Origin of the sequence: Streptomyces sp. NPDC059443 (genome assembly GCF_042750105.1) — a bacterium.
In the GTDB taxonomy this organism is placed as follows: Bacteria; Actinomycetota; Actinomycetes; order Streptomycetales; family Streptomycetaceae; genus Streptomyces.
Map to the genome: position 1 here is coordinate 85,408 of NZ_JBHYVM010000020.1, position 26,768 is coordinate 112,175.

Here is a 26,768-nt window from a genome sequence, read left to right on the forward strand (position 1 = left end):
GCCCCCCCGCGGCGTGCGGGCGCCCGCCCCCGCGCGCGCCGCCCCCCGCCCCCCCCCGCCCCCCCGCCCCCACTTCCATATCTCGACCTCGCGGGCGAAGCGGACGCCGTGATGCCGAGCTGCCCCTCGTCGGCGCCCGCACTCCCCGCGTCCTTCACACACGAGGAGTCCGAGCATGAACCAAACGGGCACGAACCAAACGGGCACGAACCGAACGGGCGTGCGCCAGTCGGCGCACGAGATCACCGTGGCGGTACCGGCCGGCACGGTCCACCGGCTGATCGCCGACGTGGACAACTGGCCCAGAACCTTCCCCTCCACCGTCCACGTCGCCCTCCAGGAGGCCCCGGAGGGCGAACAGCGCCTGCGGATCTGGGAAACCGACGGCCCGGACGGCGGCGGGACCCCCCGGACCCGGCTGCTGCGCCGGATCGTCCAGGACGCCGAACTGCGGGTCAATTTCGAGCTGTTGACCACCGAGCCGCCCCTGGCCTCGCTGGGTGGCGCGTGGCTGGTCGAACCGCTCGGGGAGGACTCCTCGCGGGTCCGGCTGTTCCAGGAGTTCCGGGTGGACGGCGACGACCCGGCCGAGCTGGACCGGATCGGCGAACGGGTCGCGCACGAAGCCGAGGCCGAGCTGGCGGCGTTGAAGGTGAACGTGGAGTTCGCCCACGGCGCCGAGGACGTCACCTTCTCCTTCGAGGACACCGTCGCCATCGCCGGATCAGCCAAGGACGCCTTCGACTTCATCAACGAAGCCGACCTCTGGGAAGAACGCCTCCCCCACGTGGCCACCGTACGACTGACCGAAGACACCCCCGGCCTCCAGACCCTGGAAATGGACACCCGCGCCAAAGACGGCTCCGTCCACACCACCAAGTCCCACCGGGTCACCTTCCCCCACCACAAGATCGCCTACAAACAGGTCACCCTCCCCGCCCTCATGACCCTGCACACCGGCTACTGGACCTTCCGCGACACCCTCGAAGGCGTCACCGCCAGCAGCCAGCACACCGTCACCCTCAACACCCACAACATCACCGCGATCCTCGGCCCCGACGCCACCATCGCCGACGCCCGCAGCTACGTACACACCGCCCTCTCCACCAACAGCCTCGCCACCCTCAACCACGCCAAGACCTACGCAGAGAACCACGCAGAGACCTACGCCGGGAACAACAACTGATGGCGGTGGCGAACGCGCTCTCCGTCGGCGAAGGAGACCTGGACGTATGGCTGCTGCCACCGCCCGACTCACCCCGTGACGTACCGATCGGGGAGCTGGACGAACGGGAGCTGCGGCGCGCCGAGGCGTACCGCAGACCCGAGGACCAGCGCATGTACGCGGCCGCCCACGTGGGGCTGCGCCGGGTGCTGGCCGTGTACACCGGCATCCCGCCGCGGCTGCTTTCCATAGCCGGCGAACGCTACGACGGGGCGGGCGGCCGCAACGGCCGGCCCCGGGTGCTCGGCGTGCCGGGTGCCCCCCAGTTCTCCCTTTCGCACAGCCACGGCCTGGCCCTGGTGGCGATAGCCGAGACCCGGGTCGGGGCCGATGTCCAGCGCATCCCCTCGGCGGGTACCGCCGCCGCTTGTCTGCCGGCCCTGCACCCCGCGGAACAGGAGGAGCTGAAGGAGCTGCGCGAGGAGGACCGGACGGTGGCCTTCGGGCGGCTGTGGACCCGTAAGGAGGCCTACCTCAAGGGGCTGGGCACCGGGCTGGCCCGGGGTACGTACCTCGACTACCTGGGCGAACACCGGGACGGGGACCGTCCCGGGGGCTGGGTGGTGGGCAATCTCCCGCTGTGCGAGGGCCATGTGGCCGCGGTGGCGGTCCTGGGCGACGGGGACCACCGCATCGTGATGCGGTCGGTACCGGACACCCTCCTGTACGCCCCGGAGGCCGCGGACCGGGTCGCCGGGGTGGAACCCGGGCTGTACACCGTGCTGCGCGACAAGCGGCGGGCGGCGCGGGAGGAACAGGCGGCGCGGGCGCGGGCGGTGCGCGCCGCCTGAGCAGCCCCACGCAGAAGGCCCGCGCCGTGACGGCGCGGGCCTTCTGCGTTCACCCCTCAGGCGGCGCGCGCCTCGGGTCTCGCCACCGGCGACCGCCACGTGCGCGGCCCGTCGAAGCCGACCACCCGGTCCGGGCGCCGCCACAGGGCGACCACTTGCTGACGGCGGGCCAGGTCGTCCGGCACGGCCCCCGACCCGGCGGCGCGGGCCAGCAGGATCGCGGTCAGGGCGGCGAGCTCCTCCGGGGACGGGTTGCCCCTGACGACGCGCAGCAGGTATTCGGGGTCGGGTGCGTTCACGGCGGCCTCTCCTTCGGTTCCTTCGGTCTGCGCGGTCGCGGTCACTGGGGCGGGTTTCCGTGCTTGCGACGCGGCAGGTCGGCGTGCTTGGCCACGAGCATCGACAGCGAGCGGGCCAGTACCGACCGGGTGTCACGCGGGTCGATGACGTCGTCGACCAGGCCGCGCTCGGCCGCGTAGTAGGGGTGGACCAGTTCCTCCTTGTACTGCGCGATCTTCTCCTGGCGCATCGCGTCCGGGTCGTCGGCCGCCGCGATCTCCCGCCGGAAGACCACGTTGGCGGCGCCCTCGGCACCCATCACGGCGATCTCGTTGGTGGGCCAGGCCAGCGCGATGTCCGCGCCGATGGAGCGGGAGTCCATGACGATGTACGCGCCTCCGTACGCCTTGCGCAGCACCACCGAGACGCGCGGCACGGTGGCGTTGCAGTACGCGTACAGCAACTTGGCGCCGCGCCGGATGATGCCCTCGTGCTCCTGGTCCACGCCGGGCAGGAAGCCGGGGACGTCGACGAGGGTGACCAGCGGGATGTTGAAGGCGTCGCAGAACTGCACGAACCGCGCGCCCTTCTCGCTCGCCTTGATGTCCAGGACGCCCGCCGTCGAGGCCGGCTGGTTGGCGACGATGCCGACGGCGTGCCCGTCGATCCGGGTCAGTCCGCAGACGATGTTCTGCGCCCAGCCCGCGTGGACCTCCATGAAGTCGCCGTCGTCGACGAGTTCCTCGATGACCGTGCGGATGTCGTACGAGCGGTTCCCGTCCGGCGGGACCAGCTCCAGCAGCCGGTCACCGAGGCGGTCGGCCGGATCCCCGGTGAGGGCCCGCGGCGGCAGCTCGCGGTTGTTGGCGGGGAGCAGCGAGAGCAGGTGGCGCACCTCCTCCAGGCAGCTCTCCTCGTCGTCGTGGACGAAGTGGGCCACGCCGGAGACCGCGGCGTGCACGTCGGCGCCGCCGAGGCCGTTCTGGGTGATCTCCTCGCCGGTCACCGCGCGGACCACGTCCGGGCCGGTGATGAACATCTGCGAGATGTCGCGGACCATGAAGACGAAATCGGTCAGCGCCGGGGAGTACGCCGCGCCACCCGCACACGGGCCGAGCATCACCGAGATCTGCGGGATGACGCCCGAGGCCTTGGTGTTGCGCTGGAAGATCCCGCCGTAGCCGGCCAGCGCGGAGACGCCCTCCTGGATACGGGCGCCCGCGCCATCGTTCAGCGAGACCAGCGGGGCACCGGCCGCGATGGCCATGTCCATGATCTTGTGGATCTTCTCGGCGTGGGCCTCGCCCAACGCGCCGCCGAAGACCCGGAAGTCGTGCGCGTAGACGAAGACCGTGCGGCCCTCGACCGTGCCCCAACCCGTGACCACACCGTCGCCGAAGGGCTTCTTCGCCTCCAGGCCGAAACCGGTGGCCCGGTGCCGGCGCAGGGCCTCCACCTCGGAGAAGCTGCCCTTGTCGAGCAGCAGGGCGATCCGCTCGTGGGCGGTCAGCTTGCCCTTGGCGTACTGGCGTTCGGTGGCCTTGGGATCCGGCCCGTTGCGGGCCTCGTCCTTGTGGGCCTCCAGTTCGGTGAGCCGTGCGGTGAGGGTCTCGGGTATCGCGGGCGGCATGTTCGGGTCTCCTGTCCTGTCCTGTCTGGGCGGTGGACTTCTCCACGGGTCATGCGGACTGCTCTACGGGTCATACGGAGGCGGGCGAAGCCAGCAGCCGGGCCAGCAGCTCCGCCAGTTCGGTGACGGTTCCGTCCATGAGGGTCTGCGCGTCCAGCTCGGCACCCAGGTCCCGGTGGATCCCCCGGGCCAGGTGCAGCGCGTTGAGCAGGTCCAGCCCCTGGGTCCGCAGGGGCTGGTGGGGGCCGGTCCGGTGGCCCGGCGGTACCTGGAGCAGCTGGTCCAGGTGCAGCCGCAGGCAGTGGGCGAGGGTGGCCGCGCGGACGTCCTCGCTCATGGCGCGCAGCTCGGGCAGTTCCGGGAGGTGCCCGAGCGTGCCGTACGGGGCGTCGGTCATGTCGGTGCCTTTCGTCGGTGCGGGCCGGCCCGCCGTGGATCAGGGGCGGCCGGCGGGCTGGGACGGGGGGACGGAATTCGGGTCGTGTCCTTGGGCCGCGGTGGCCGGAGCGGCGGGTCGGGAACCGCGTCGCCGCCGCTGGGCCAGCAGCACCACGAGGGCCGCCGTCAGCGAGGCCGCCCCGCCCGCCCACAGGCCGGAGCGGGCCCCGTAACGGGCGGTCAGCCAGCCGATGAGCAGGGCGCCGAGCGGTGTGAGGCCCTGGAGGATCAGCGTGTAGAGCGCCATCACCCGGCCCCGGAAGCGGGGGTCCGAGCCGAGCTGGATCCGGTGGTTGGCGGCTTGCGCGAAGTAGATGGTGGCGAAGCCGGTCAGGCAGAGCAGGGCGGCCGCCGAGAGGTAGCCGGGAGCCCACCCCGTGGCGGTCTCCAGCACCCCGAACGCCAGGGCCGAGCCGGTGACGGTCCGGGCGGCGGGCCGGCCGCGCCGGGCGGTGGTGGCGAACGCGGCGAGCAGCGAGCCGGCCGCGAAGGCGGTGGTGAGCAGGCCGAAGGCGGTCGCGTCCGCGTGGAAGACGGTCTTGGCGAGCAGCGGCAGCGTCAGCTGGAAGTTGAATCCGAACAGCCCGATCACCGCCAGCAGGGCCAGCAGGACCATCAGGTCGGGCCGGGTGCGTACGTACCGCAGTCCGTCCATGACCCCCGAGGCGCGCCCGGTGGGCTCGGCGCGGACCAGCTCCCCGGACCGCATCAGCCTCAGGCCCGCCACGGTGGCGAGGTAGCTCGCCGCGTTGAGGAGCATGACCGGTCCGGTGCCGGCGGCCGAGATGAGCAGGCCGGCCACGGCCGGGCCGACCACGCGCGCGGTGTTGAAGTAGGCCGCGCTCAGCGCCGAGGCGTTGGGCAGCAGGTCCGGTCCCACCAATTCGGCCACGAAGGACATCCGGGCGGGCACTTCGAAGGCGTTGACGGTGCCCAGGCCGAGTGCGAACAGGTACAGGTGCCACAGCCGCACCTCCCCCGCCAGGACCAGTACGGCCAGGACCAGGGCCAGGGCCCCGGAGGCCAGGTTGGCGAGGGTGAGCAGCAGCCTCTTCTCGTAGCGGTCCGCGAGCCGGCCGCCGTAGAGGGTGAGCAGCAGCACCGGCGTGAACTGCAGCGCGGTCAGCGTGCCCAGGGCGGTGGCGGAGTCCCCGGTCAGATCCAGGATCAGCCAGTCCTGCGACACGACCATCATCCAGGTCCCCGCCACGGACACCACCTGCCCGGCCGCGAACAGCCGGAAGTTGCGTACGGCGAGCGAGCGGAATGGTCTGGCCTGCGTCTTGTCCATGGGGGTGCGTACGCCTCGCCTCTCGTGGTCTGCCCGATCGGTGGTCTCCCCGATCGGTGGTCGTGTCGCCCGTCAGGCTCGGGCCAGGCACTCCTCCAGGAACGCCAGGGCGCGCAGGTGGTAGGAGCGGGCGACCCAGCCGAGGCTAAGGTTATGGCCCGCGTCGGACTGCCGGTCCACGGTGACGAACGGCGCGGTGGTGAACAGTTCGGCGATCTCGCCGAGGTCCTCCTCGTCGCTGCGCCACCACAGTTCGTGCTCGGCGAAGGTGAGGCGGACCGGGACCCGGACCCGGGCGGCGGCAGCGGTGAAGCTCTCGGGCCAGCGCGCCGCCTCCGCCCGCTCGCGCAGGGGCATGGGCGCGATGAGCGTGGCGGCATCGCGGAAGGTGTTCGGCGGATAGAAGCGTAGGGCGCCCCAGTTCCGCTTCCAGTGACCGTGCCGGTGCGGGTCGCGCAGGTCACCCGGGTCGACGGCGTAGTCCCGGCCGCAGCCGGAGATGTCCAGGCCGAGCAGGGGCGGGCCGGCCGTGTCGGGGCTGCTGTCGTCGGCCGCGTAGGTGAGGGCGAGCTTGCCGCCGAAGGAGTGGGCCACGAGGAACACCCCCGCGCCGGTCGGGGAGCGGTCCGCGAGGTGGGTGAGGGCGGCGCGCAGCGCGTCGGACTGTTCGGACAGGTCCTGGCCGCGCGGCAGGTCGGCGGCGGACAGGCCGTAGCCGGGCCGGTCGACGGCGACGACGGTGTAGCCGAGGCGGGCGCCGAGGGCGAGGAGGGAGACGTCGGGGTGGGCCTGGCCGTCGAAGTACCCCGCGCTCATGCCGCCGCCGTGCACCGCGACGATGGTCGCGCGCGGCTCGCCGTCGGGCTGGGCGATCAGCGCGGACAGGGTGAAGGCACCGGCCTTCAGGGTGATCGGCCTGACGCCGGGGGACATCGCGGCCGCGGGAGCGGGCGCGACCGCGGATTCCCCGGCGGACGCGAGGGTGGCGGCCTTCACGCCGAGCCCCGGTGGCGGACGGACGGACGGGATCGGCGGCTCATGGTCTCCTCCTGGGACGGATGGACGGACGGACAGACGGCTGGCGGGCTCGGGTGGGGTGGCGGGGTCAGGCGGGGATGCCGAACCAGCGGTCGAGGGCCTGGGTGAGACCGGCCGGGTCCGTGCCCGCCCAGGCGACGTAGCCGTCGGGGCGGACCAGGGCTGCGGTGGCTCCGGCGAAGACCTCGGGGTCCTGGGGGACGCCGGTGACCGTGGCCACCCGGTCCTTCCAGCCGGCCGCCGCCTCGCGCAGTTCCGGGGTGTCGGCCAGGTCGAGGAGGACGCCCCGGGCGGGGTGCAGCAGCGCGGCGGTGGCCACCGGGCCGTCCGCCGTGGCCAGCACGCGCGGCGGGAGGCGGCGGCCGAGGAGCGGGTGGGCGTGGCCCGCGGTGCCCGGGGCCGCGCCGGAACCCGGGCCCGTGGCGGAGCCCGTGGCCGCGCCCGTACCCGTATCCGGGGCCTCGTCCGGGCCCACGTCGTAGCGGACGTCCAGGTGGCTGACCATCCCGGCGAGGTGCCGCTTGACCGGGTCCAGTGCGATCAGCTCCGTGAACAGCGCCCGCAGCGGCTCCGATTCGGCTCCGCCGAGGAAGACGGTGCCCTGGGCGAGGGTGTTGTTCAGCAGGCGCGCCCCGATCGGGTGGCGTTCGCCGTGGTAGGTGTCGAGCAGGCCTTCGGGGGCCCAGCCCGCGACGGTCGCCGCCAGTTTCCAGCCGAGGTTGACGGAGTCCTGGACGCCGGTGCTCAGGCCCTGTCCGCCGGCGGGCAGGTGGATGTGGGCCGCGTCGCCGACCAGCAGGACGCGCCCGCGCCGGTACTCGTCCGCCTGCCGGGTGGCATCGGTGAAGGAGCTGACCCAGTCGGCCCCGCCGCCGGAGATGTCCTCGCCGGTCAGCCGCTGCCAGGCCGCCGCGACCTCCGCGAACTCGGGGGTCTGGCTGCGGTCCGCCGGCGGTGCGCCGTGCTCGCACACGATGATGCGGTCCACGCCCTCGGCGAGCGGCGCGGCCATCACCATGCCGGCCGGGACCCGCTCGCCCAGGAAACGGGGCGGGATCGAGCAGCCGACCACGTCGGCGAGGTACATGCCCCGGGTGGCGTCGGTACCGGGGAAGGCGAACCCGGCGGCCTTGCGGACCGGGCTGTTCCCGCCGTCGGCACCGACCAGGTACCGGGCGCGCAGCCGCTGTTCGCCGTCGGGCGTGGACACGGTGACGGTGACCCCGTCCGCGTCCTGGCCGAGGCCCAGGAACTCCCAGCCGCGCCGGATGTCGGCGCCCAGCTCGCGGGCCCAGTCCTCCAGGACCGCCTCGGTCCGTGACTGCGGGATGCCGCGGGCGCCGAAGTGCGCGTCCGGCAGCGCGGTGAAGTCGAACTGCACCCCGCCGAAGTGGCCCAGCGGGCTGGTCTCCAGGCCGCCGAAGCGCGGTACGAGGCCCCGCTGGTCGAAGGATTCCAGGGCGCGGGCGGTGAACCCCAGGCCGCGGGACTGCCCGGTGGGCCGCTCCAGCCGTTCGGTGACGATGACCTCCGCCCCGCCCAGCCGCAGTTCCCCGGCGAGCATCAGCCCGGCCGGTCCGGCGCCGACGATGATGACGTCCGCGTCGTTTCTGTCGACGTCGTCCTTGGCCCTGGCCATGGATGTGCCTTCCTGGTCTTCTGCCGCCGCCCGCCGCCTCAGCGGGCGGCGGCGGTCACGGCTTGTCGGTGGGGGTGGTGCGCGGCCGGTTCGCCGAACCAGCGGCGCAGCGCGGTGTGCGGGCCGGCGGTCGGGTCGGCGGCGGTGTCCGGGACGCCGGCCCAGACCACGTGTCCGTCGGGCCGTACGAGCAGGGCCTCGCCCGGGGTCAGCGGGGTCCCGGGGACCGCGCGGGCGGTGACGCGCACGACGCGGTCGGCCCAGGCTCCGGCGGCCGTTCCCGTACCGGCGCCGAGGTCGAGCAGCAGGCCGCGGCCGCTGCGCAGCAGCTCGGCCGTGGTGCGGCCGTGTGCGCAGTCGTGCAGCGGGGCCGGGGGCAGGCGGCGGCCGAGCAGCGGGTGGCCTTCGCCCGGGGCCGGTGCCTGCCCGGACTCCCCCGCGGACGTCGCGTAGCGGATGCCGAGGCCGCTGATCATTCCGGCCAGGTGGGTCCGTACGGAGTCGAGGGCGGTCAGCTCGGCGAGGAGGGTGCGCGCCGGCTCGACCTCCGCTCCGCCGAGCAGCATCAGGGTCTGGGCCCGGATGTTGGCCAGGACCGCCGCTCCGACGGCGTGGCGTTCGGTGTGGTAGCTGTCGAGGAGCCCCTCGGGGGCGTCGCCGCGTACCTCGGCGGCCAGCTTCCAGCCGAGGTTGAAGGAGTCCTGCACGCCCAGGTTGAGGGCCTGCCCGCCGCTGGGCATCTGCTGGTGGGCGGCGTCGCCCGCGAACAGGACGCGGCCGTGCCGGTACTGGGCGAGCTGGCGGTTGGCGTCGCCGAAGGCGTTGACCCACAGGGGGGTGCCGTGGCCGATGTCCTCGCCTGTCACCCGCTGCCAGGCGCCGGCGACCTCCGCGAACTCCGGGGCGCCGGAGCGCCGCCCGGCCCGTTCGCCGAACTCGTGCACCATCACGCGGGTGACGCCTTCGCGGGTGGCGGAGATGGCCAGGCCGTCCGTCAGCCGGACGAAGCGCCGGTCGGGGGTCTCGATGCCGGAGACGTCCGCGCGCAGCAGTTCGCGTTCGGCGTCGCGGCCGGGGAACTCGGCGCCGATGAGCCGCCGTACGGTGCTGTCCTCGCCGTCGCAGCCGACCAGGTAGCGGGCGGTGGTCCGGAGCGGTCCGGACGGGCCGAGGCTGTCGGCGGTCACCCCGTCCGGCCCGGTGGTGAGCGCGAGGAGCTGGTGGCGTCGGCGCAGGTCCGCGCCGAGCTCGGCGGCCCGGTCCTGGAGGAGTTCCTCCGTACGCCCTTGGGGCACCTTCCACTGACCGGGGTGGGATCCGGGCAGGGTGAGGTCCAGGGCGATGCCGCCGAAGTGGCCGCGCGGTTCGCGCGGAGGCGTCCCCAGAGCGGCCAGCAGTCCCCTGCTGTCGAGGATCTCCATGGTGCGCGCGTGCAGGGTCGACGCCCGCGATTCGGTCGTCGGTCCGGGGCGCTGGTCGAGGACGAGGACCTCGGCGCCGCCGAGCCTGAGCTCGCAGGCGAGCATCAGCCCGGCGGGGCCCGCTCCGACCACCAGGACATCGGTGTCCACGGTCTTCAGGGGTCCCCGTGTGGTGTCCGGGTGGTCCGATGCCATGTCAGTTCTTGTTCTCTGCGTAGGTCTTGGCGTGGTTGAGGGTGGCGAGGCTGTTGGTGGAGAGGGCGGTGTGTACGTAGCTGCGGGCGTCGGCGATGGTGGCGTCGGGGCCGAGGATCGCGGTGATGTTGTGGGTGTTGAGGGTGACGGTGTGCTGGCTGCTGGCGGTGACGCCTTCGAGGGTGTCGCGGAAGGTCCAGTAGCCGGTGTGCAGGGTCATGAGGGCGGGCAGGGTGACCTGTTTGTAGGCGATCTTGTGGTGGGGGAAGGTGACCCGGTGGGACTTGGTGGTGTGGACGGAGCCGTCCTTGGCGCGGGTGTCCATTTCCAGGGTCTGGAGGCCGGGGGTGTCTTCGGTCAGGCGTACGGTGGCCACGTGGGGGAGGCGTTCTTCCCAGAGGTCGGCTTCGTTGATGAAGTCGAAGGCGTCCTTGGCTGATCCGGCGATGGCGACGGTGTCCTCGAAGGAGAAGGTGACGTCCTCCGCGCCGTGGGCGAACTCCACGTTCACCTTCAACGCCGCCAGCTCCGAGCGGCTGTTCTTGTCCACGGCCTCGTCGATCCAGAGCAGGTCGTGCGCGTCGTCGTCGATCGCCCGGTAGTCGTGGAGCAGCCGGACCCGCGAGGAGTCCTCGCCGAGGGGCTCGATGATCCACTCCCCGCCCATGGAGGCGACCGGGTTGGTGGTGACCTCCTGGCGGAAGGTGATGCGCAGGCCCTCGGGGTCCAGGGTGCGGCGTGAGGTCCAGTTCTTCGGCTGCCCGTTGGCGGTGGCCCAGATCCGGATGCGTTCTTGCGTGCCGGTGAAGTCGACCCGGTCCACGTGGATCGTGGGCGGGAAGATCCGGGGCCAGTTGGTGACGTCGGCCAGCAGCCGGTACACGTCCGACGCCGGTGCGGCGATGGTGATCTCGTGCTCAACCTCGCGGGTTGTCATGACGGCTTCCTCTTCGGGAACTCGGGCGCGTCGGCACCCTGGTGGTGGGGGGTGCGGATCAGAAGTTGCCGAGTCCGCCGCAGACGTTGATCGCCTGTGAGGTGACGGAGGCGGCGGTGTCCGAGGCCAGGTAGGCGATCATTCCGGCGACCTCCTCGGGGGAGGAGTAGCGGCCGAGCGGGATCTTCGCCTGGAACTTGTCGAGGATGGCCTCCTCGGAGGTGTCGTAGGCGGCGGCGTACCCGGCGCGGACGCGCTGGGCCATCGGCGTCTCCACGTACCCCGGGCAGACGGCGTTGACCGTGATGCCGGTGGGGGCGAGCTCGTTGCCCAGGGCCTTGGTGAAGCCGACCACTCCGTGCTTGGAGGCGGAGTACGGGGCGCCGAGCACGACGCCCTGCTTGCCGGCGGTGGAGGCGACGTTGATGATGCGGCCGCGGTTCTTGTGGCGCATGCCGCCGGTGTTGAGGACTTCCTTGGTCAGCCGGAAGACGCTGTTGAGGTTGGTGTCGATGACATCGGCCCACAGCTCCTCGTCGATGTCGGCGGTGACGCCGCCGCCGGACCGGCCGGCGTTGTTGACCAGGACGTCGACCGTGCCGAACCGGTCCACCGCGGCCTGGACGAAGGCCGTGACCGACGTGCCGTCGCGGACGTCGAGGACGGCCCCGTCGGCTTCGAGGCCTTCGGCCCGCAGCTCCTTGACCGTGGCGGCGACGTTGTCGGCGTTGCGCGCGCCGATGAAGACCGCGTGTCCCTGGGCGCCCAGCGCGCGGGCGGCGGCGAGGCCGATGCCGCTGGTGGCGCCCGATATCAGAGCGGTCCGCTTCTCCTGCAACGACATGTTCTTCTGCTCCGTAAGTGTCCGAGGGTGGTCGGTCCGGGCCGGGCGGAAACGTTCCGCCCGGCCCGTGGGAAGTCGAGCGCCGGGCAGCGGACCGCTCAGGCGGCGTTCGGGACCGCGGCGAAGTGCCCGTTGACGACCTCGATCAGCGCGCGCGGGGTGTCGGCGTCGGTGAGGAGGTCCTCGTCGAGGACGATCCGGTACTCGCGCTCGATGCGGCTGCCGGTCTCCAGCAGGGCGAGGGACTCGTAGCCGAGCGCCTCGAACTGGACGTCGAGGATGTCGCCGTCGAGGTCGACGCCCTCGTCGGCGCCGGCGCCTTCGAGGAGGATCCGGCGCAGGTCGTCGAGGGTGAACTGCTGAGTGGACATCTGGGGCCCTTCGTGGATCGTGGATCGCTGGTGTGGGGGTGGGGGGATGGGGATGCGTGGGGGGATGCGGAGCGGTGAAAGTGCGACGACGCGGTGTGGGGGAGCCGCGCCGCCGGGTCCTGTTGCCGCCGGGTGCCCGTCCGGCCCGGTGCTGCTACGAGGTCGGGTCCTGGTCCACGGCGCGGACGACGACGGCGGAGTTGAATCCGCCGTAGCCCCGGGCCACCACCAGCGCGGTGCGCACCTGCGCGGTGCGCGACTGCCCGACGACCAGGTCGAGCGCGTACTCCTCGGCGGGGTGCACGTTGACCGTCGGGGGGATGAGCCCCTCCGCGATGGCCAGCAGGGCGGTGGCCACGTCCAGCGGCGCCGCGCCCGAGTACAGGCGGCCCGTCATCGTCTTGGGCGCGGTGACGGGGACGCCCCGCTCGCCGAAGACGGCCGTGAGGGCCTCGGCCTCGATGCGGTCCAGCTCCGGGACGCCGGCCGCGTCCGCGAAGACCACGTCCACGTCCTCGGGGTGGACGCCCGCGTCGTCGAGGGCGAACTCGATGGCCTTGCGGAGCGCGGGCTCCCGGTCGCTGCCGGGCGCCGCGTCGAAGGTGGCGCCGTAGCCGGCGATCTCGCCGTAGATCTTGGCTCCGCGCTCGCGGGCCGACTCGGCCGACTCCATGATCAGGATCGCGCCGCCCTCGCCGGGAACGTAGCCCGAGGCGTCGGCGTCGAACGGCAGGAACGCGCGGGTCGGCTCGTCGCTGGTGCTGAGCCGCTTGGCCGCGAGCTGCGCGACCCAGCCCCAGGGGCAGATCGAGGCGTCCACTCCGCCGGACACGATCATCCGGGTGCCCTTGCGGATCAGCCGACGGCCCTGCGCGAGCGCGTCGAGGCCGCCGGCCTCATCGCTGACGATCACTCCGCTGGGGCCCTTGAGCCCGCTGCGGATGGAGATCTGGCCGCTGTTGACGGCGTAGAACCAGGCGAAGGACTGGTACGCGGACACGTGCTGGCTGCCCTGGCCCCACAGCTTCTCCAGCTCGTTCTGGCCGAACTCGAAACCGCCCGAGGAGCTGGCCGTGACCACGCCCATGTCGTACTCGGACAGCTCCGCGGGATCCACCCCGGCATCGGCCAGCGCCCATTCGGCGGCGACCAGCGCGAGCCGGGTCATCCGGTCGGTCTGCGGCAGCAGCCGGCTCGGCAGCAGCTCTTCGGCGGCGAAGCCGGGAACCTCGCCCGCGAGGGTCGCCGGGTAGCTGGACGGGTCGAAGCGGGTGACCCGCCCGATGCCGTTCTTGCCAGTCCGCGTCGCGGCCCAGTAGTCCTGCGTACCGAGACCGGTGGGCGCCGTGATGCCCAGGCCGGTCACTACCACCGAGGTGGTCATGCCACGCTCCTCTCGGGACGCGCCAGCACCATGGCGCTCTGGAATCCGCCGAAGCCGCTGCCGACGGTCAGGACCGCGTCGGTCAACTGCTCCCGGGCGACCAGCGGGACGTAGTCCAGGTCGCACTCCGGGTCCGGGGTGTGCAGGTTCGCCGTGGGAGGCACGACGTTGTTCTCCATGGCCAGCGCGGACGCCGCGATCTCGATGGAGCCGATGGCGCCGAGCGAGTGCCCCACCATCGACTTGATGGAGCTGACCGGGGTGCGGTAGGCGTGGTCGCCCAGGCTCCGCTTGAACGCGGCCGTCTCGTGGCGGTCGTTCTGCTTGGTGCCCGACCCGTGCGCGTTGATGTAGTCGATCTCGGTCGGGTTCATCCGCGCCTCGTCCAGCGCGGACCGGATCGCCTCGGCCATTTCCTTGCCGTCCGGGCGCAGACCGGTCATGTGGTACGCGTTGGAGCGGGTGGCGTAGCCGGCGATCTCGGCGTAGATGTGCGCGCCGCGCTTGCGTGCGTGCTCCAGCTCCTCCAGGACGAACACGGCCGCGCCCTCGCCCAGTACGAAGCCGTTGCGGGTTCCGTCGAAGGGGCGGGAGGCGTGCGCGGGGTCGTCGTACCGGGGGGTGGTCGCCTTGATGGCGTCGAAGCAGGCCATGGTGATCGGCGAGATCGGCGCGTCCGAGGAACCGGTGATCATGACGTCCACGGAGCCCTCGCGGAGCAGGTCCACGGCGTGGCCGACCGAGTCGATGCCGGAGGTGCAGCCGGTGGAGACCAGCGTGCTGGGGCCCTGCGCGCCGACCGCCCAGGCGACTTCCGCGGTGAAGGAGCTCGGTACCAGGTAGTCGTACAGGTGCGGGACCGCGTACTCGTGGTCGACCAGGTGGAGCCGGCCGCCGTCGCTGACGACGTTGTACTCCTCGTCGAGGCCCATCGTGGCGCCGACTGCGCTGCCGATGGTGACGCCGATGCGGTACGGGTCGTACGCGGCCAGGTCGATGCCGCTGTCGGCGACCGCGCCCCGGGCCGCGACCACGGCGAACTGCGCGGCCCGGTCCATGCGCCGGATCTCCTGCGGGCTCAGGCCGTGTTCCCGCGGATCGAAGTCGATCTCGGCGGCGACCTTCGAGCGGAAGGGGCTCGGGTCGAAGAAGGTGATGCCGCGGGTGGCGGTACGGCCCTCGCTGAGCAGGTTCCAGAAGTTCTTCCTGCCGACACCGCCGGGTGCGAGCACCTCGATGCCGGTGATGACCACGCGTCGCCCGGTCACGCGGACGCCTCCCAGTTGTAGAAGCGCTTCGCCATCGCGTCGGCGGGAGAGCGCCAGGTCGCGGGGTCGTAGGCCTCGATGTACGGCTTCAGGTCCTCGCTGATCCGGACGAAGCGCTCGTCGTGCCGCGCCTCCTGGATCTGGCGGCCCTCGTTGTCCTCGTCGAAGTCCTGCAGATGGAAGTACAGACCTCGGTATTCGAAGAGCTGGCGACGGCGCGTGCCCATGCGATGGGGCATTTCGGAACCGTCGAATTCGCCGAATATCTTGGCGACGTCAATGCTGGAACCCGGATCCATCCGAGCCACGATCAGCGTACTGTGCATTCTTCATCTTCCCCTCGACCCGTGAATTGAATTCAGTATCTGAGACCTGGAAAATCATTTCAAGGCGCTTATGTCAGGTTATTGTCAAACCGTGCAAAGAATGCGACAGAGGCATTCAGCGGGACGTCTGGAATCAGTCCTTGATTTCGCAGATGGTGGCGCCGGAGGTGAGGGAGGCGCCGACTTCGGCGTTGAGGCCCACGATGGTGCCGGAGCGGTGGGCGTTGAGGGGTTGTTCCATCTTCATGGCTTCGAGGACGACGATCAGGTCGCCTTCGCCCACCTGCTGGCCTTCTTCGACGGCGACCTTGACGATGGTTCCCTGCATGGGGGAGGCCAGGGTGTCGCCGGAGGCGGCGGGGCCGGTCTTCTTGGCGGCGCGGCGCTTGGGCTTGGCTCCGCCGGCGGCGGCGGTGCGGGCCAGGGTCATGCCGAGGGAGGACGGCAGGGACACTTCGAGGCGCTTGCCGCCGACCTCGACGACCACGGTTTCGCGGCCGGGTTCGTCCTCGGTGTCCTCGGTGGCGGGGACGACGAAGGCGGGGATGGTGTTGACGAACTCGGTTTCGATCCAGCGGGTGTGGATCGTGAACGGGTCGGCGGTGAACGCGGGGTCTGTGACGACGGCGCGGTGGAAGGGGATGGCGGTGGCCATTCCCTCCACCTCGAACTCGGCCAGGGCGCGCGCCGCCCGCTGCAGGGCCTGCTCGCGGGTGGCTCCCGTAACGATCAGCTTGGCGAGGAGGGAGTCCCAGGCGGGGCCGATGACGGAGCCGCTTTCGACGCCGGCGTCGAGGCGGACGCCGGGGCCGGTGGGCGGGGCGAACTTGGTGACGGTGCCGGGGGCGGGCAGGAAGCCGCGGCCGGGGTCTTCGCCGTTGATGCGGAACTCGAAGGAGTGGCCGCGCAGGACCGGGTCCCCGTAGCCGAGCTCCTCGCCGTCGGCGATGCGGAACATCTCGCGCACGAGGTCGATGCCGGTGACCTCTTCGGTGACCGGGTGCTCGACCTGCAGGCGGGTGTTGACCTCCAGGAAGGAGATCAGGCCGTCGGCGGAGACGAGGAACTCGACCGTGCCGGCGCCGACGTAGCCGGCCTCCTTCAGGATCGCCTTCGACGCCGCGTACAGCTCCGCGTTCTGAGCCTCGGTGAGGAACGGCGCCGGGGCCTCCTCCACGAGCTTCTGGTGGCGGCGCTGGAGCGAGCAGTCACGGGTGGAGACGACGACCACGTTGCCGTGGCTGTCGGCCAGGCACTGGGTTTCGACGTGGCGGGGCTTGTCGAGGTACTGCTCGACGAAGCACTCGCCGCGACCGAAGGCGGCGACGGCCTCGCGGACGGCGGAGTCGTAGAGCTCGGGGATCTCTTCGAGGTTGCGGGCGACCTTCAGGCCGCGACCGCCGCCACCGAAGGCGGCCTTGATCGCGATCGGGAGCCCGTGCTCCTCGGCGAACGCGACGACCTCGTCCGAACCCGAGACCGGGTCGGGGGTGCCGGCCACGAGCGGTGCGCCGGCGCGCAGGGCGATGTGGCGGGCGGCGACCTTGTCGCCGAGGTCGCGGATGGCCTGCGGCGGCGGGCCGATCCAGGTCAGGCCCGCGTCGGTGACGGCCTGCGCGAAGTCGGCGTTCTCGGAGAGGAAGCCGTATCCGGGGTGGATGGCGTCCGCTCCGGAATCGGCTGCGGCCTGCAGGACCTTGGAGATGTCCAGGTAGCTGGCGGCCGGGGTGTCACCGCCCAACGCGAAAGCTTCGTCGGCCGCTCGGACGTGCAGAGCATCCCGGTCCGGATCGGCGTAGACGGCTACGCTCGCGATCCCGGCATCCCGGCAGGCCCGAGCAACGCGGACTGCGATTTCGCCACGGTTGGCGATGAGCACCTTGCGCACGATGAACGTCTCCTGACTCGCTCGGAGTCACCAGACTGTTCGGTGGCCGCCCACCCCTTCAATGAACCCGTCTACAGGACTCGGTCAGAATCGGCAGGGGGAATGCGATTGTGTCGGAGGAAGGGAAAGGAATGGTCAGGCCCCCGTCAAACCGGCCCGGCCTTCGGGGCGCGGACGCGCCCCGAAGTGCGGCACCATATCGGCTTCCGCGACGCTGATGTGAAAGCGATTTCAGGCCGCCGGGACCAGGTCCTCGTACCACTCCCGCATTCCCGGGAAACCCTCCTGGAACCCCGGACCGGGAACCCTGCGGAGGTCGGCCCACAACGGAGAGCCGTCGAACCAGTGGTCGGTGGCCAGCATGTCGATGGCGTGTGTCGCGTACGCGTCCCCCTCCAGGTGCGCCCGGGCCTGGGCCACCGTCAGCTCGCCGGGTACGCGGGGCAGTCCGGCGCAGCGGGCCGCCGCACCCAGCAGTTCGGCCGCGGTGACCGGACGCGGGTGGGCCGCATGGTAGACGGACGAGGTCAGGCTTCCGGCCGGAGCGGATCCCACCGCCACGAGCAGCGAGGCCAGTTCGGATGCCGAGATCACCGACATCCGCGCGCTCCAGCCCGTCACCCCGCCGGGCAGCGTCCGCAGGAGCCGGACCACGCCGGGCATCATGGTGGTGTCTCCCCTGCCGTACACCAGATGGGGTCTCAGGACGATCCCGCCGGCCGCGAGCACGGCGTCCTCGGCGGCGGCGCGGGTCCGGGAGGTGGGTGAGCCCGGGCTCCGGGTGAGCTGCTCGGGGAGTGCGCCGCGGAAGCTGCCCCGCCCGTACACGGAAGCGGTGCTGACGTAGACGATGCGGGACACGCCCGCTCTCTGGGCCTCGGCCACGAGGGCGGCGGTGCCCCGGGCGTTGACGGCCTCGTTGGCCTCCGGGGTCCCGCCGATCTGCGAGGCACAGTGCAGGAGTACGCCGACGCCTTCGCACACTCCGCGCAGCGTGCTCGGGTCGGCGAGATCGGCCCGGAAGACGCGGGCGGGAGGGGCGGATCGGAGGGGTGGTGCGGACCGGCCGGCAGGAGCGGACCGGATGAGAGGGGCGGACCGGGCGATGAGGCCGGGTTCCGCGAGCTGGCGGCGGTGGGACATGACCGTCAGGGCCGCGCCCTGACGACGGGCTTCGCGCATCACGTGGCTTCCGATGAAGCCGCCCCCGCCCGTGATCATGGTGGTGAGCACGCAGGGCTCTCCCGTCAAAGGGTCGGATCAGTTGGTGCGGGGCCGCAGGACGAGGTCGGCAGCGAAGACGGTCTGGTCGCGCTGTGTTCCGTGGACCTGTACGAGGATTTCGCCGAGGGCGTCGGGCAGGCCCGGGTTCGCCTCGATCCGGCAGGGCTCGTCGAGTTCGACGTAACGGGCGAAGTTGCTGTCGAGGCCGAGGACGAGGGCATCGGGCAGGCCGGTGGAAGCGTGCGCGGCCTGGCGGGCCGCCTCCAGGAGCACCATGCCGGGGACGTGGTCGACGGGGTGGTCGAAGAAGATCGGGTGCGTGCTGTCGACGCGCAGCTCCCACTGGTGGTCCCGTACGGCGGTCGGGTCCTCGGCGAGGACCACGTGCGCGGTGTCGGTACGGCCTATCAGGGCCGGGTCGATCGGAAGGCCGGGGACGCGGTCCGTTCCGGTGGGCCGGTCTCCGCGGAGCCGGCGGTGGACGGCCGGGCTGGTGCAGCTGAAGGCCGCTCCGGCGGTGGCCAGGGCCACTCCGTCGACCAGGGCGGTGACGTCGTAGCGCATTCCGGCGAGGGTCCTGCCCCGGCGGACCACGTCGCGGCACACGGTGCGCAGTTCGACTTCGGCAGGGGCGGGGCCGGCCATGAGGAGTTCCGGGGTGGTGGAGAAGGACATGTCCCACATCAGGAACTGGTGGCCGAAGGGCACTTCGAACTCGGCGTGCGAGAGCAGCGAGCCGATCTGGCGTACGGACTCGATCAGCAACATCGGGTCCTGGTAGCCGTCGGTCTGGGAGAAGAGCGAGTGCCCCCGGGGCCACTGTGACCGGACGACGAAGGAGTCGTGGTGGCCGGCGGGCCCGCCGGGAGGGCCGGCACTGGCGAGTCCGCCGTGATGGGCGGGATGGTCGGTGGGGTGCGGCGGCGGGGAATCCGCGGCCGGTTCCCAGCCTGTGAGCAGGACTTCGGAGACGGCTGCACGGTGGACGTACTCACGCGGGACGGTCGTGGTGAGACCCGAATACCCGGTGCCGTTCCCACCGTGCGGGGTTAAGACGCAGTTCCGGTGGTGCTCGCGGGTCGCGGAGGCAAGGGGCAGCATGCTTGGCGCACTCCTGATCTGAAGATGGGCAGGGGTGCGCAAACTCAAAGCAGCCCCCCCCGGTGGCCGACAATCTGTTGCGCCCTCAAGATACAGACAGGTCGGTTCGATAGGTCAAGTAAAGGGTTGGTCTGCAAGCAGCCCGGAACCGATGCGCCGTACACGCACCCACGGACGCCCTCATCCACATGCCGGACGGGAGATTTCGGAGGGAGGGTGGATACATCCTGACGTGCACGCTTCGGCCGGGACGAGATCCAGCCGAGTGGCCGGAGCCGCCCCTCAACCCCCCTCCACCAAACATACAAGTCTGGTCGGTTTCCTTGCCGGATGGGAGCCGCGCACCCCACCCTCACCTGCCCGTTCGAGAGCCCGAGAGACGGCACAATTCCGGGTAAAAATACGGTTGTTGCTGGTAGATGACGGACCATCAAGATGGGAGCGGGAAGTTAACGTCCGCGTCCACAATCAGACAAGTCTGTTTGGTATCTTCGGTAAGCACGAGCATTGAAAACGTCCGTGGTGCCACGCCGTGCCTCAGGAGGAACAGATGAACCGGCAGGCCTTAGAGGTACTCGAACCCCGTACGGAGCGCCACCGCCCGGTACTCACCCAGCCGCACCGCACCGCGCCGGCATCGCAGCCGGCCCCGCAGCCGGCCCCTGCCGGGGAGCGCCGGCCCCTGCGCCTCCTGGTCGTCGAGAACGAGCCGCGCGCCGCCGACGCCCTCGTCCAGGGACTGCTCCGGCAGGGATACCTGGCCGACAGCGTGGCCACCGGCGGAGAGGCCCTGCACTCCCACCCGCACGCCGACCTGATCCTGCTCGATCTGGACCTGCCGGACCTGGACGGACTGGAGGTCTGCCGGGGCATCCGGGCCGTCAGCGACACCCCGATCATCGCCGTCACCGCGCGCGGCAGCGAACTCGACCGGGTCCTGGGCCTCCAGGCCGGATCCGACGACTACATGGTCAAGCCGTACGGCTTCCGCGAACTCCTCGCCCGCATCGAAGCGGTGATGCGCCGGGCCCAGCCCCGCCAGGCGACCGCCCGCACCATCGACCACGGCACGCTGCACATCGACGTCTCCACCCGCGAGACCACCCTGGACGGGCAGCCCCTGGAGCTCACCCTCAAGGAGTTCGACCTGCTGCACGCGCTCGCCTCGCAGCCCGGCGCGGTCTTCTCCAGGCGCCAGCTGATGACCCAGGTCTGGGAAGACGCGTGGTCGCACCGGGGCCGCACCATCGACACCCACGTCAGCAGCCTTCGCGGCAAGCTCGGTTCGAGCAACTGGATCATCACGGTGCGCGGGGTCGGCTTCCGCCTCGGACACCCCTGAGCGGGCGAACAGCGGGCCGACGGCGGCCCGACAGCGGCCCGACAGCGGAACGGCCGGCTCGCCGGCGCGCCGGCGAGCGCATCCCTGAAGATCAAAGTTCCGGACTTCGTTGTTCCAGGGTGCCCAGATAGTGGGTGCCCGGCCATACAATGCAGACCAGTCGGTTCGATTTCCAGGCGAGTGCGAGGATCCAGGATGGGACAGCAGGAACGCGGTACCCGGTCACGGCACTCGATCCTTGAGGCCGCCGCGCGGGTGTTTGACGAGCGGGGTTTCGATGCCGCGAGCACCAACGAGATCCTGGCGAGCACCGGGCTGACCAGGGGCGCCCTCTACCACCACTTCCCCTCCAAAGAGGCCATCGCCGTCGCGCTGATGGCCGCGCACAGCGAGGCGCTGGTCGTCCCCGACCAGCCGGTGAAGCTCCAGGCCATCATCGACCTCACCCTGGAGTTCGCCGTCCAGTTGCAGTGCGACCCGGTGCTGCGTGCGAGCGTGCGGCTGGCGGTGGAGCAGACCTCCTTCCGCCGCCCCGCGATCACCCCGTACGAGCAGTCGAGCGCGGCGATCCTCAGCCTGCTGGAACAGGCGCGGGAACAGGGCGAGTTGCTGCCCGGCCTGGACCTGACGGAGGCCACGGCCATCATCGTCGGCACGTTCACCGGCATGCAGGTGATGTCGCAGGTGTACACCAACCGCCGGGACCTGCCCGAACGCATCAGCGCACTGTGGCGGTTCATCCTCCCCGGGCTGGCCTCCCCGGGCCTGATCGGCCGGCTGCGGGTCACCCAGCCGCCGGCACCGGCCGCCGAGCCCGAAAGCCCGCAGGTGCTGGAGCCTGTGTCGGTGCCGGTACCGGCACAGGGTTCCTAGGCTTCCGGGATTTCCCGGGTTTCCCGGGAACCGGATGCGTCCAGCTCCGCGAACAGGGGCCGCAGCATGGCCCAGATCCGTTCCGCCGTCGCCGGGTCCCACCACCGGCCGTCGGTGTACCCCAGCGACTCCAGTCCGGCGGTGACCACCACGGCCAGGTCAGCGAGCGCCTCCCGGTCCGCGCGGTCCTCGTCGCCCTCGCCGTCCGGAGCGCCCGCGAGGACCTGGGCCCGTACCCGGGCCAGCACCTCGTCCCGGAGCCAGGGCGGTTCTCCCGAGCCGTTGGCGGCCACCCGCATCCCCGCGCGTACGAGCTCTTCCTCGCCCATCGCCGCGCCGAGGGCGACGCTGAACCGTTCGGGGGCCCCGGCGGCCGTGCCCGCGGAGCTGTGTCCGGCCAGCACGGCCGTACGGGCCTTCGCCTGGGCGTGCACCTCGGCCACCAGCTCCGAGGTGGAGGAGAAATGGTGGTACAGCGCTCCCCGGCTCACTCCGGCCAGGCGGCAGATGTTCACCAGACCGGCGTCGGCGAACCGGCCGTTCGCGAGGAGCTCCACGGTGGCACGGACGAGAGCCTGACGGGTCCTCCCGGACTGCTTCTGCATCGGGCTGCGCCTGCCTCTTCTTCGATACGGCACCCAACGGGCAGGGAGGCCGGAGTGGCATCGCCACCTAAGGTGAACAATACAACCCTGCCTGTTTCTTCTGGAACCCCTCAATCCGAGAAGTCGTCATTCTCCCCGTACACACCCACTCTTGACGCGCATTCAGCACCGAGCGGAGGCAGGTCGAACCATTGACAAGCAGACAGGTCTGTTTGTTATGTTCGAGTGGCCATCGCGGCACAGAACGTTGAGGAGTTCCCGATGAACAGCTCGACCGCCACCATCGTGGGAAGGGGCTTCAGCGAAGCCCTGCACGAAGGACTGCTGCGCGCCGCCCCCCGGATGAACCGTCCGCGGACCAGCGCCACCAGCGCCTCCTCCTCCACCACCGCCACCGCCGTGGCCACGCCCGCGCACCGCGGACCGGCCGTGCCCGGCGGGCGGCGCCGGGCGGCGGCCTCCGGCAGCGTCCTGTGGGCCTGGGAGACCGAGGCGATCCTGGAGCGGTTCGCCGCGCACCTGCCCTCGGTGCTGCCGCCCGCCGAGGCGGATCTTCCCGAGCTGCACACCGCGCTGACCTCTTCGGCCCGTACGATCCTGCTCCGCGCCGCGGACCCGGCCCGCCCGCAGGACGCGGAGGCCGCACCGCTCGCGGCCTCCCCGCGCCAGCTGGTCACCGCCGCCTCGCTGCTCTTCGAATGCGCGATGCTGCACGTCCTGGAACACGGCACGGCCCGCGACGCCACCGTGCTCCTGCGCGCGGTGGCCGTCGTACAGTCCCTCACCGAGGCCATGCACGGCGCGGGCGATCACTTCTGGCAGGGCGACGGCGGCTGGAGCGACAACCGCCGGCTGGCCCGGCAGTTACACGACGAGCTGGGCGGCGCCCTCACGGCGGCCCGGCGCAGCATCACCCTCGCCGCACGCGACCCGAAGGCCGCCCCGGCCCATCTGAACGACGCGGGGCGGGCGCTGGACGAGGCCGGGCGGGAGAACCGGGCCCTGGTCGACGGTTTGCGCAGGCGCTCCCGGATGCCCTCGCTGCGCGAAGCCCTCGACGGGTTCGTCGCCGGAGCCCGCCCGGCGGCGCTGGTGACCGTACGGGTCACCGGGGACGAGACGGTGCTCCCCGAACGGTCCCGGCAGGAGTTGTTCCTGGTCCTGCGCGAGGCGCTGCGGAACTGCTTCGCCCACGCCGCCGCCGACAGCGTCGACGTCACCGTGCGCACCACGCGCCGCTGGCTCTACGCGAAGGTGGAGGACAACGGCACCGGCCCGGCCGCGCAGGCCGGTACCGGCACGGCCGGTCCGGGATACGGGCTCTGCTCCATGGCCGAGCGCGTGGAGGAGCTGGGCGGCCGGCTCCGGGTCTCCCCCGGCGAGGAGAACGGCACCCTCGTGGAGATCCACCTGCCGCTGACGGGGAACCGTGCAGCGTGAACGTTTGCAGCGGAGCTACCAAGCCTCCCCGGAGGATCTCCCGCACCACCGGACCCCTCGGGCACAGGGCGGGCACAGGGCTCCGACGTGCGAGGATTCGGGTGGGCTCGGCAGTGAGCCGGCCCGATGAAAGGTGCCGCGACATGGCAGCAGGATTTTCGGAATGGAAAGTCAACCGGGAGTACTCGGCGAACGACCGGGTCTCCTATCAGGGAAAGCAGTACCGCTGCCTGGTGGGGCACAAGTCGAATTCCGCGTCCAACCCGAAGACGACCGTGAAGGTCTGGCAGCGGTACTCCGTCTGACGCCGGCTGATTCAGCCGTCCGCGTTCCGCCCGCGACGCTCGGCGATCATGCGGGCCAGTTCCTCGTGCCACCGGGCGGCGTTGGAGCCGTCGAGCTGGCCGGCGAAGGAGCGGCGCGCGGCGTCGGCGAGGCCGGCCCTAGCGTCCGGGTCGGCGCGGGCGATCCGCCAGAGGGCCTCCTCGGTCGGGCTGTCGAGACCGGTGCAGCTGCGGACCCCGCGCCCGGTCATCACATCGGCCAGTACCGTCTCGAAGGTGCGGAGCAGCTGCTCCCTGCTCGGTCGGCGCACGGTCCTCAGCTTCCCGGGGCCAGGAGGTCGAACCCGATCTCCTCGGGCGAGCGGGCGCCCACGAGGGCCATGGCTTCGGCGAGCTCGGTCCGGTACGACTCGAACAGGGTCCGTACGCCCTCCCGGCCCCGGACGGCCAGCGCCCACAGCACCGGGCGCCCGATCAGGACCGCGTCGGCGCCGAGCGCCAGAGCCGTCAGTACGTCGGTACCGGTGCGGATCCCTCCGTCGACCAGGACCGGGATCTCTCCGGCCAGGGCCTCCACCACCGGGCGCAGGGCGTGGGCGGTGGGCACGGCCCGGTCGAGCTGGCGGCCGCCGTGGTTGGACACGATGATCCCGGCCGCACCCGCGTCCCGGCAGGCGAGGGCGTCGTCGGCCCGCAGCACGCCCTTGACCAGGACCGGGAGCCCCGACTCCGCCCTGAGCCAGGCGATGGTCTCCGGACCGATCGAGGGGTCCTGCTCCCAGTCCGGTGTCCGGGTGTCCAGTCCCACGTCGAGCGCGTGGGCGTCCCGGGGCAGGGGCAGCGGCCGGGTCACGCGCGGCTTCGTCGCCACGTAGGGGGCGTCGACCGTGAGCACCAGGGCCCGCGCGCCGGCCGCCACCGCGCGCCGTACCTGGCGTGCGGTGATCTCCCGGTCCCGCAGGACGTAGACCTGGAACCACCAGGGGCCCGCCGCTGCCGCGACCTCTTCCACGGGGCACGTGGCCCGGGAGGAGAGGACCATCAGCTGTCCTGCGTCCCTGATGCCTTCGGCTGTGGCGATCTCGCCCTCGGGGTCCGCCATCGCGTGGAAGGCGGTCGGTGCGGCGAGCACCGGCGAGTGCAGCCGGTCTCCCAGCAGCTCGATCCCGGTGCTGACGCGCGAGACGTCGCGCAGGACCCGCGGGAGGAAGCGGTACGAGCGCCACGCGTCGGCCGCCTCGCCGAGGCTGAGCTCTTCTCCGGAGCCGGCCGCGTAGAAGTCGTAGGCGCCCGGCGGCAGCACCGCGCGCGCGGACTCCTCCAGCCCCCATCCGGACGATGTCATTCTGCTCGCCATTTCTTCCTTGCCGCTTCCTTCGGCCGACTGCCGACGCGAAGCCGCCATGCTACCGAGGGGCAACCCGGCCCCGTCATCGCGGCCGGTCGCGGCCGCTCGGGCCGCCCTCGACGGGCTGGCGGCGTCACGCTCCGCCGAGCCCGGTGGTGGCCGTGGCCCCCGGGAAGCGGAACTCCCCGTACAGGGGTGTCTCCTTGAGCGCCGGGCCGCGCATGCGCAGCGCGTAGCCGATCAGGGCGTGGTCGAGCATGTACAGCCGGGGCTCCTCCCTGCCCCCCGCCGAGAGCTGGTCGATGACCCAGGCCATGGGCGAGGCGTCGCCGTAGGCCTCCCTGGGCTCGAAGAGGAGGTCCGCGCGGCCGATCTCCCCCAGCACGTTCAGCGTGTAGGCGAACGGATAGGGGCGGTTGACCCGGTCGTCGTCCGTGCGGTTCAGATCGGGGAAACCGTCGACCAGGCGGTCGAGGGTCTTGTCCGTGATCAGGTCCGTCCGGCCGGTGAGCACGGCGGTCTGGATGACGTAGGCGTAGGCGATCCCGTTCAGGAAGTAGTTCGCCCCGGGATCGATGTGCACCCACTGCCCCACGATCTCCTCGACGAGGGCGTCCAGATCGGGGACCTGCTCGTCGAGGCGGCCCAGGTTGTGCAGGGCCATGACGTGGTACAGCCCCATGTGGGTGCGCTCGACCGGGGTGATGCGCCCCATCAGCTCCTTCGCCTGCGCCAGCCGGTCCCGGCCGTGGGTGAGGTACTCCTCCGGGCGGCCGGTCATGGCGATGGCGTTCAGCATCGTCAGCAGCGGATAGACCTTGGGGAAGCCCTCCGACATGGGCTGCGGGAACACCGGCGGGTTGTTCAGCTCGTCCGCGCGGTCGAGGTGGTCCAGGACCTCCTTGATGTGGTCCCGGCCCTCGCCGGAGATGAAACGCCCGTACCCGAGCAGGGAGATCACCGACAGCAGCACCGCGCCGCCGCGTCCCCGGAAGAACGGCGCCGGGATCTCCTCCAGCAGGCCCAGCGCCTCCCGTACGTAGTTGCGCCGGCCGGCCACCAGCCGCTCGCCCAGCCCGAGCTGGCCGATGGCGAGGAAGACCGCGGAGTAGGCGGACAGCTTTTCGTACTGGCCGTGGCGCCCGGCGTTCTCGTCCTCGATCCGGTCCGGCTCGATCGAGTCGGCCACGGCCAGGATCTCCGCCGGGAAATCGGTGTCCGCGTTGACCAGCAGACCCGGGTCCAGACCCAGCTTGGCGAAGGAGTCCATCAGGATGCAGCCGGCCATCAGCCGGAAGTACGGGTTCTCCTCCGCCCGCACGGCCTCCAGGATCGGGCCGAGCTCCGCCTCCGGGCCGGAGCCGCGCAGCGGGCCGGCGGGATCCGCGACGCCCAGGACGAACTCGGCCATGAGCCGCGAGAACCGGTGGTAGCCGTTGCTCATGACCCCCTTCGCGTCGAGCAGCGCGAAGGTCCGGCGGATCCGCTCGGCGGCGGCGGGATCGTAGGCCACGGGGTACTGGCCGAGGCCGATCCCGCGCACCATGCGGCTCCACGGCGTGGCGATCATGCGGGTCTCGTTCGAC

Annotated in this window: 26 protein-coding genes; 6 read left to right on the forward strand and 20 right to left on the reverse strand. The window is 71.6% G+C overall.

The window, feature by feature from the left end; translation table 11 throughout:
* The first annotated feature begins 175 nt into the window (after positions 1-175).
* Entirely contained in the window at positions 176-1,186 is a 1,011-nt protein-coding gene (locus ACFXDJ_RS20385) for an aromatase/cyclase (protein ID WP_384662546.1), read from the forward strand.
* Entirely contained in the window at positions 1,186-2,016 is an 831-nt protein-coding gene (locus ACFXDJ_RS20390; RefSeq protein ID WP_384662549.1) for a 4'-phosphopantetheinyl transferase family protein, read from the forward strand. Before ACFXDJ_RS20385 ends, ACFXDJ_RS20390 begins: the two co-directional genes overlap by 1 nt.
* Positions 2,017-2,072: 56 nt before the next feature.
* Here the strand turns inward: ACFXDJ_RS20390 and ACFXDJ_RS20395 are convergent, their stop codons facing one another.
* From ACFXDJ_RS20395 to ACFXDJ_RS20470, 16 genes are all read right to left on the reverse strand, one after another.
* Complete coding sequence (locus ACFXDJ_RS20395; RefSeq protein ID WP_384649611.1) at positions 2,073-2,315, reverse strand: acyl-CoA carboxylase epsilon subunit; 243 nt, start codon at positions 2,313-2,315, stop codon at positions 2,073-2,075.
* Positions 2,316-2,356: 41 nt separating this feature from the next.
* The gene (locus ACFXDJ_RS20400) at positions 2,357-3,925 is read right to left on the reverse strand and encodes an acyl-CoA carboxylase subunit beta (protein ID WP_384649613.1); all 1,569 of its coding nucleotides are present in this window, start codon (positions 3,923-3,925) and stop codon (positions 2,357-2,359) included.
* Positions 3,926-3,995: 70 nt separating this feature from the next.
* Positions 3,996-4,322, reverse strand: coding sequence for a phosphopantetheine-binding protein (locus ACFXDJ_RS20405; RefSeq protein ID WP_384649615.1), 327 nt, complete (start codon positions 4,320-4,322; stop codon positions 3,996-3,998).
* Positions 4,323-4,361: 39 nt separating this feature from the next.
* Positions 4,362-5,654 (reverse strand): MFS transporter, encoded by a 1,293-nt coding sequence (locus tag ACFXDJ_RS20410; RefSeq protein ID WP_384649617.1) that lies wholly within the window; start codon positions 5,652-5,654, stop codon positions 4,362-4,364.
* A gap of 72 nt (positions 5,655-5,726) precedes the next feature.
* The gene (locus ACFXDJ_RS20415) at positions 5,727-6,587 is read right to left on the reverse strand and encodes an alpha/beta hydrolase (protein WP_384649732.1); all 861 of its coding nucleotides are present in this window, start codon (positions 6,585-6,587) and stop codon (positions 5,727-5,729) included.
* 172 nt (positions 6,588-6,759) lie between these two features.
* Complete coding sequence (locus ACFXDJ_RS20420) at positions 6,760-8,331, reverse strand: FAD-dependent monooxygenase (RefSeq protein ID WP_384649619.1); 1,572 nt, start codon at positions 8,329-8,331, stop codon at positions 6,760-6,762.
* Positions 8,332-8,369: 38 nt separating this feature from the next.
* Positions 8,370-9,947 carry an FAD-dependent monooxygenase gene (locus tag ACFXDJ_RS20425; protein WP_384849844.1) on the reverse strand — a complete coding sequence of 526 codons (1,578 nt, stop codon included), beginning with the start codon at positions 9,945-9,947 and terminating at the stop codon, positions 8,370-8,372.
* 1 nt (position 9,948) lies between these two features.
* Positions 9,949-10,884 carry an aromatase/cyclase gene (locus ACFXDJ_RS20430; RefSeq protein ID WP_384649623.1) on the reverse strand — a complete coding sequence of 312 codons (936 nt, stop codon included), beginning with the start codon at positions 10,882-10,884 and terminating at the stop codon, positions 9,949-9,951.
* Positions 10,885-10,942: 58 nt separating this feature from the next.
* A complete protein-coding gene (gene fabG, locus ACFXDJ_RS20435; RefSeq protein ID WP_384649625.1) occupies positions 10,943-11,728 on the reverse strand; it encodes a 3-oxoacyl-ACP reductase FabG in 786 nt (261 codons plus the stop codon).
* A 98-nt stretch (positions 11,729-11,826) separates the two neighbouring features.
* Positions 11,827-12,099 carry a phosphopantetheine-binding protein gene (locus ACFXDJ_RS20440; RefSeq protein WP_384649627.1) on the reverse strand — a complete coding sequence of 91 codons (273 nt, stop codon included), beginning with the start codon at positions 12,097-12,099 and terminating at the stop codon, positions 11,827-11,829.
* Positions 12,100-12,253: 154 nt separating this feature from the next.
* Positions 12,254-13,483 (reverse strand): ketosynthase chain-length factor, encoded by a 1,230-nt coding sequence (locus ACFXDJ_RS20445; RefSeq protein ID WP_384649629.1) that lies wholly within the window; start codon positions 13,481-13,483, stop codon positions 12,254-12,256.
* The gene (locus ACFXDJ_RS20450; RefSeq protein WP_384649631.1) at positions 13,480-14,751 is read right to left on the reverse strand and encodes a beta-ketoacyl-[acyl-carrier-protein] synthase family protein; all 1,272 of its coding nucleotides are present in this window, start codon (positions 14,749-14,751) and stop codon (positions 13,480-13,482) included. The genes ACFXDJ_RS20445 and ACFXDJ_RS20450 overlap by 4 nt, the downstream gene beginning before the upstream one ends.
* Positions 14,748-15,077 carry a TcmI family type II polyketide cyclase gene (locus ACFXDJ_RS20455; protein ID WP_384649633.1) on the reverse strand — a complete coding sequence of 110 codons (330 nt, stop codon included), beginning with the start codon at positions 15,075-15,077 and terminating at the stop codon, positions 14,748-14,750. The genes ACFXDJ_RS20450 and ACFXDJ_RS20455 overlap by 4 nt, the downstream gene beginning before the upstream one ends.
* A gap of 133 nt (positions 15,078-15,210) precedes the next feature.
* Positions 15,211-16,965, reverse strand: a complete 1,755-nt coding sequence (locus ACFXDJ_RS20460) for a biotin carboxylase N-terminal domain-containing protein (RefSeq protein ID WP_384649635.1) — start codon at positions 16,963-16,965, stop codon at positions 15,211-15,213.
* A 231-nt stretch (positions 16,966-17,196) separates the two neighbouring features.
* Positions 17,197-18,198 (reverse strand): NAD-dependent epimerase/dehydratase family protein, encoded by a 1,002-nt coding sequence (locus ACFXDJ_RS20465; protein ID WP_384649637.1) that lies wholly within the window; start codon positions 18,196-18,198, stop codon positions 17,197-17,199.
* Between the two features lie 27 nt (positions 18,199-18,225).
* Positions 18,226-19,290 (reverse strand): ScbA/BarX family gamma-butyrolactone biosynthesis protein, encoded by a 1,065-nt coding sequence (locus ACFXDJ_RS20470; protein WP_384649639.1) that lies wholly within the window; start codon positions 19,288-19,290, stop codon positions 18,226-18,228.
* 550 nt (positions 19,291-19,840) lie between these two features.
* Between ACFXDJ_RS20470 and ACFXDJ_RS20475 the strand changes: the two genes are divergently transcribed.
* Together ACFXDJ_RS20475 and ACFXDJ_RS20480 are read left to right on the forward strand one after the other, a co-directional pair.
* Positions 19,841-20,632: a response regulator transcription factor gene (locus ACFXDJ_RS20475; RefSeq protein ID WP_384649641.1), complete on the forward strand. Its 792-nt coding sequence runs from the start codon at positions 19,841-19,843 to the stop codon at positions 20,630-20,632.
* A 195-nt stretch (positions 20,633-20,827) separates the two neighbouring features.
* The gene (locus ACFXDJ_RS20480; protein WP_384649643.1) at positions 20,828-21,505 is read left to right on the forward strand and encodes a ScbR family autoregulator-binding transcription factor; all 678 of its coding nucleotides are present in this window, start codon (positions 20,828-20,830) and stop codon (positions 21,503-21,505) included.
* Here ACFXDJ_RS20480 and ACFXDJ_RS20485 read toward each other — a convergent pair.
* A complete protein-coding gene (locus ACFXDJ_RS20485) occupies positions 21,502-22,110 on the reverse strand; it encodes a TetR family transcriptional regulator (protein WP_384649645.1) in 609 nt (202 codons plus the stop codon). The two genes, ACFXDJ_RS20480 and ACFXDJ_RS20485, sit on opposite strands and share 4 nt — an antisense overlap.
* A 261-nt stretch (positions 22,111-22,371) precedes the next feature.
* Here ACFXDJ_RS20485 and ACFXDJ_RS20490 point away from each other — a divergent pair, with 261 nt between their 5' ends.
* Together ACFXDJ_RS20490 and ACFXDJ_RS20495 are read left to right on the forward strand one after the other, a co-directional pair.
* The gene (locus tag ACFXDJ_RS20490) at positions 22,372-23,550 is read left to right on the forward strand and encodes a sensor histidine kinase (protein WP_384649647.1); all 1,179 of its coding nucleotides are present in this window, start codon (positions 22,372-22,374) and stop codon (positions 23,548-23,550) included.
* A 143-nt stretch (positions 23,551-23,693) separates the two neighbouring features.
* Complete coding sequence (locus ACFXDJ_RS20495; RefSeq protein ID WP_384649649.1) at positions 23,694-23,855, forward strand: carbohydrate-binding protein; 162 nt, start codon at positions 23,694-23,696, stop codon at positions 23,853-23,855.
* Between the two features lie 11 nt (positions 23,856-23,866).
* Here the strand turns inward: ACFXDJ_RS20495 and ACFXDJ_RS20500 are convergent, their stop codons facing one another.
* From ACFXDJ_RS20500 to ACFXDJ_RS20510, 3 genes are all read right to left on the reverse strand, one after another.
* Complete coding sequence (locus ACFXDJ_RS20500; RefSeq protein ID WP_384649651.1) at positions 23,867-24,145, reverse strand: hypothetical protein; 279 nt, start codon at positions 24,143-24,145, stop codon at positions 23,867-23,869.
* 5 nt (positions 24,146-24,150) lie between these two features.
* Positions 24,151-25,179, reverse strand: a complete 1,029-nt coding sequence (locus ACFXDJ_RS20505; RefSeq protein WP_384649652.1) for an alpha-hydroxy acid oxidase — start codon at positions 25,177-25,179, stop codon at positions 24,151-24,153.
* 136 nt (positions 25,180-25,315) lie between these two features.
* Positions 25,316-26,752, reverse strand: coding sequence for a hypothetical protein (locus ACFXDJ_RS20510; RefSeq protein WP_384849848.1), 1,437 nt, complete (start codon positions 26,750-26,752; stop codon positions 25,316-25,318).
* Between the last annotated feature and the right edge of the window lie 16 nt (positions 26,753-26,768).

Coding starts and splice junctions, on each gene's coding strand:
- ACFXDJ_RS20400 (WP_384649613.1), bottom strand. CDS start 3,925: ATGCCGCCCGCGATACCCGAGACCCTCACCGCACGGCTCACCGAACTG.
- ACFXDJ_RS20510 (WP_384849848.1), bottom strand. CDS start 26,752: ATGATCGCCACGCCGTGGAGCCGCATGGTGCGCGGGATCGGCCTCGGC.
- ACFXDJ_RS20490 (WP_384649647.1), top strand. CDS start 22,372: ATGAACAGCTCGACCGCCACCATCGTGGGAAGGGGCTTCAGCGAAGCC.
- ACFXDJ_RS20405 (WP_384649615.1), bottom strand. CDS start 4,322: ATGACCGACGCCCCGTACGGCACGCTCGGGCACCTCCCGGAACTGCCC.
- ACFXDJ_RS20385 (WP_384662546.1), top strand. CDS start 176: ATGAACCAAACGGGCACGAACCAAACGGGCACGAACCGAACGGGCGTG.
- ACFXDJ_RS20505 (WP_384649652.1), bottom strand. CDS start 25,179: ATGACATCGTCCGGATGGGGGCTGGAGGAGTCCGCGCGCGCGGTGCTG.
- ACFXDJ_RS20455 (WP_384649633.1), bottom strand. CDS start 15,077: ATGCACAGTACGCTGATCGTGGCTCGGATGGATCCGGGTTCCAGCATT.
- ACFXDJ_RS20480 (WP_384649643.1), top strand. CDS start 20,828: ATGGGACAGCAGGAACGCGGTACCCGGTCACGGCACTCGATCCTTGAG.
- ACFXDJ_RS20410 (WP_384649617.1), bottom strand. CDS start 5,654: ATGGACAAGACGCAGGCCAGACCATTCCGCTCGCTCGCCGTACGCAAC.
- ACFXDJ_RS20420 (WP_384649619.1), bottom strand. CDS start 8,331: ATGGCCAGGGCCAAGGACGACGTCGACAGAAACGACGCGGACGTCATC.
- ACFXDJ_RS20415 (WP_384649732.1), bottom strand. CDS start 6,587: ATGTCCCCCGGCGTCAGGCCGATCACCCTGAAGGCCGGTGCCTTCACC.
- ACFXDJ_RS20425 (WP_384849844.1), bottom strand. CDS start 9,947: ATGGCATCGGACCACCCGGACACCACACGGGGACCCCTGAAGACCGTG.
- ACFXDJ_RS20440 (WP_384649627.1), bottom strand. CDS start 12,099: ATGTCCACTCAGCAGTTCACCCTCGACGACCTGCGCCGGATCCTCCTC.
- ACFXDJ_RS20445 (WP_384649629.1), bottom strand. CDS start 13,483: ATGACCACCTCGGTGGTAGTGACCGGCCTGGGCATCACGGCGCCCACC.
- ACFXDJ_RS20475 (WP_384649641.1), top strand. CDS start 19,841: ATGAACCGGCAGGCCTTAGAGGTACTCGAACCCCGTACGGAGCGCCAC.
- ACFXDJ_RS20390 (WP_384662549.1), top strand. CDS start 1,186: ATGGCGGTGGCGAACGCGCTCTCCGTCGGCGAAGGAGACCTGGACGTA.
- ACFXDJ_RS20470 (WP_384649639.1), bottom strand. CDS start 19,290: ATGCTGCCCCTTGCCTCCGCGACCCGCGAGCACCACCGGAACTGCGTC.
- ACFXDJ_RS20495 (WP_384649649.1), top strand. CDS start 23,694: ATGGCAGCAGGATTTTCGGAATGGAAAGTCAACCGGGAGTACTCGGCG.
- ACFXDJ_RS20485 (WP_384649645.1), bottom strand. CDS start 22,110: ATGCAGAAGCAGTCCGGGAGGACCCGTCAGGCTCTCGTCCGTGCCACC.
- ACFXDJ_RS20430 (WP_384649623.1), bottom strand. CDS start 10,884: ATGACAACCCGCGAGGTTGAGCACGAGATCACCATCGCCGCACCGGCG.
- fabG (WP_384649625.1), bottom strand. CDS start 11,728: ATGTCGTTGCAGGAGAAGCGGACCGCTCTGATATCGGGCGCCACCAGC.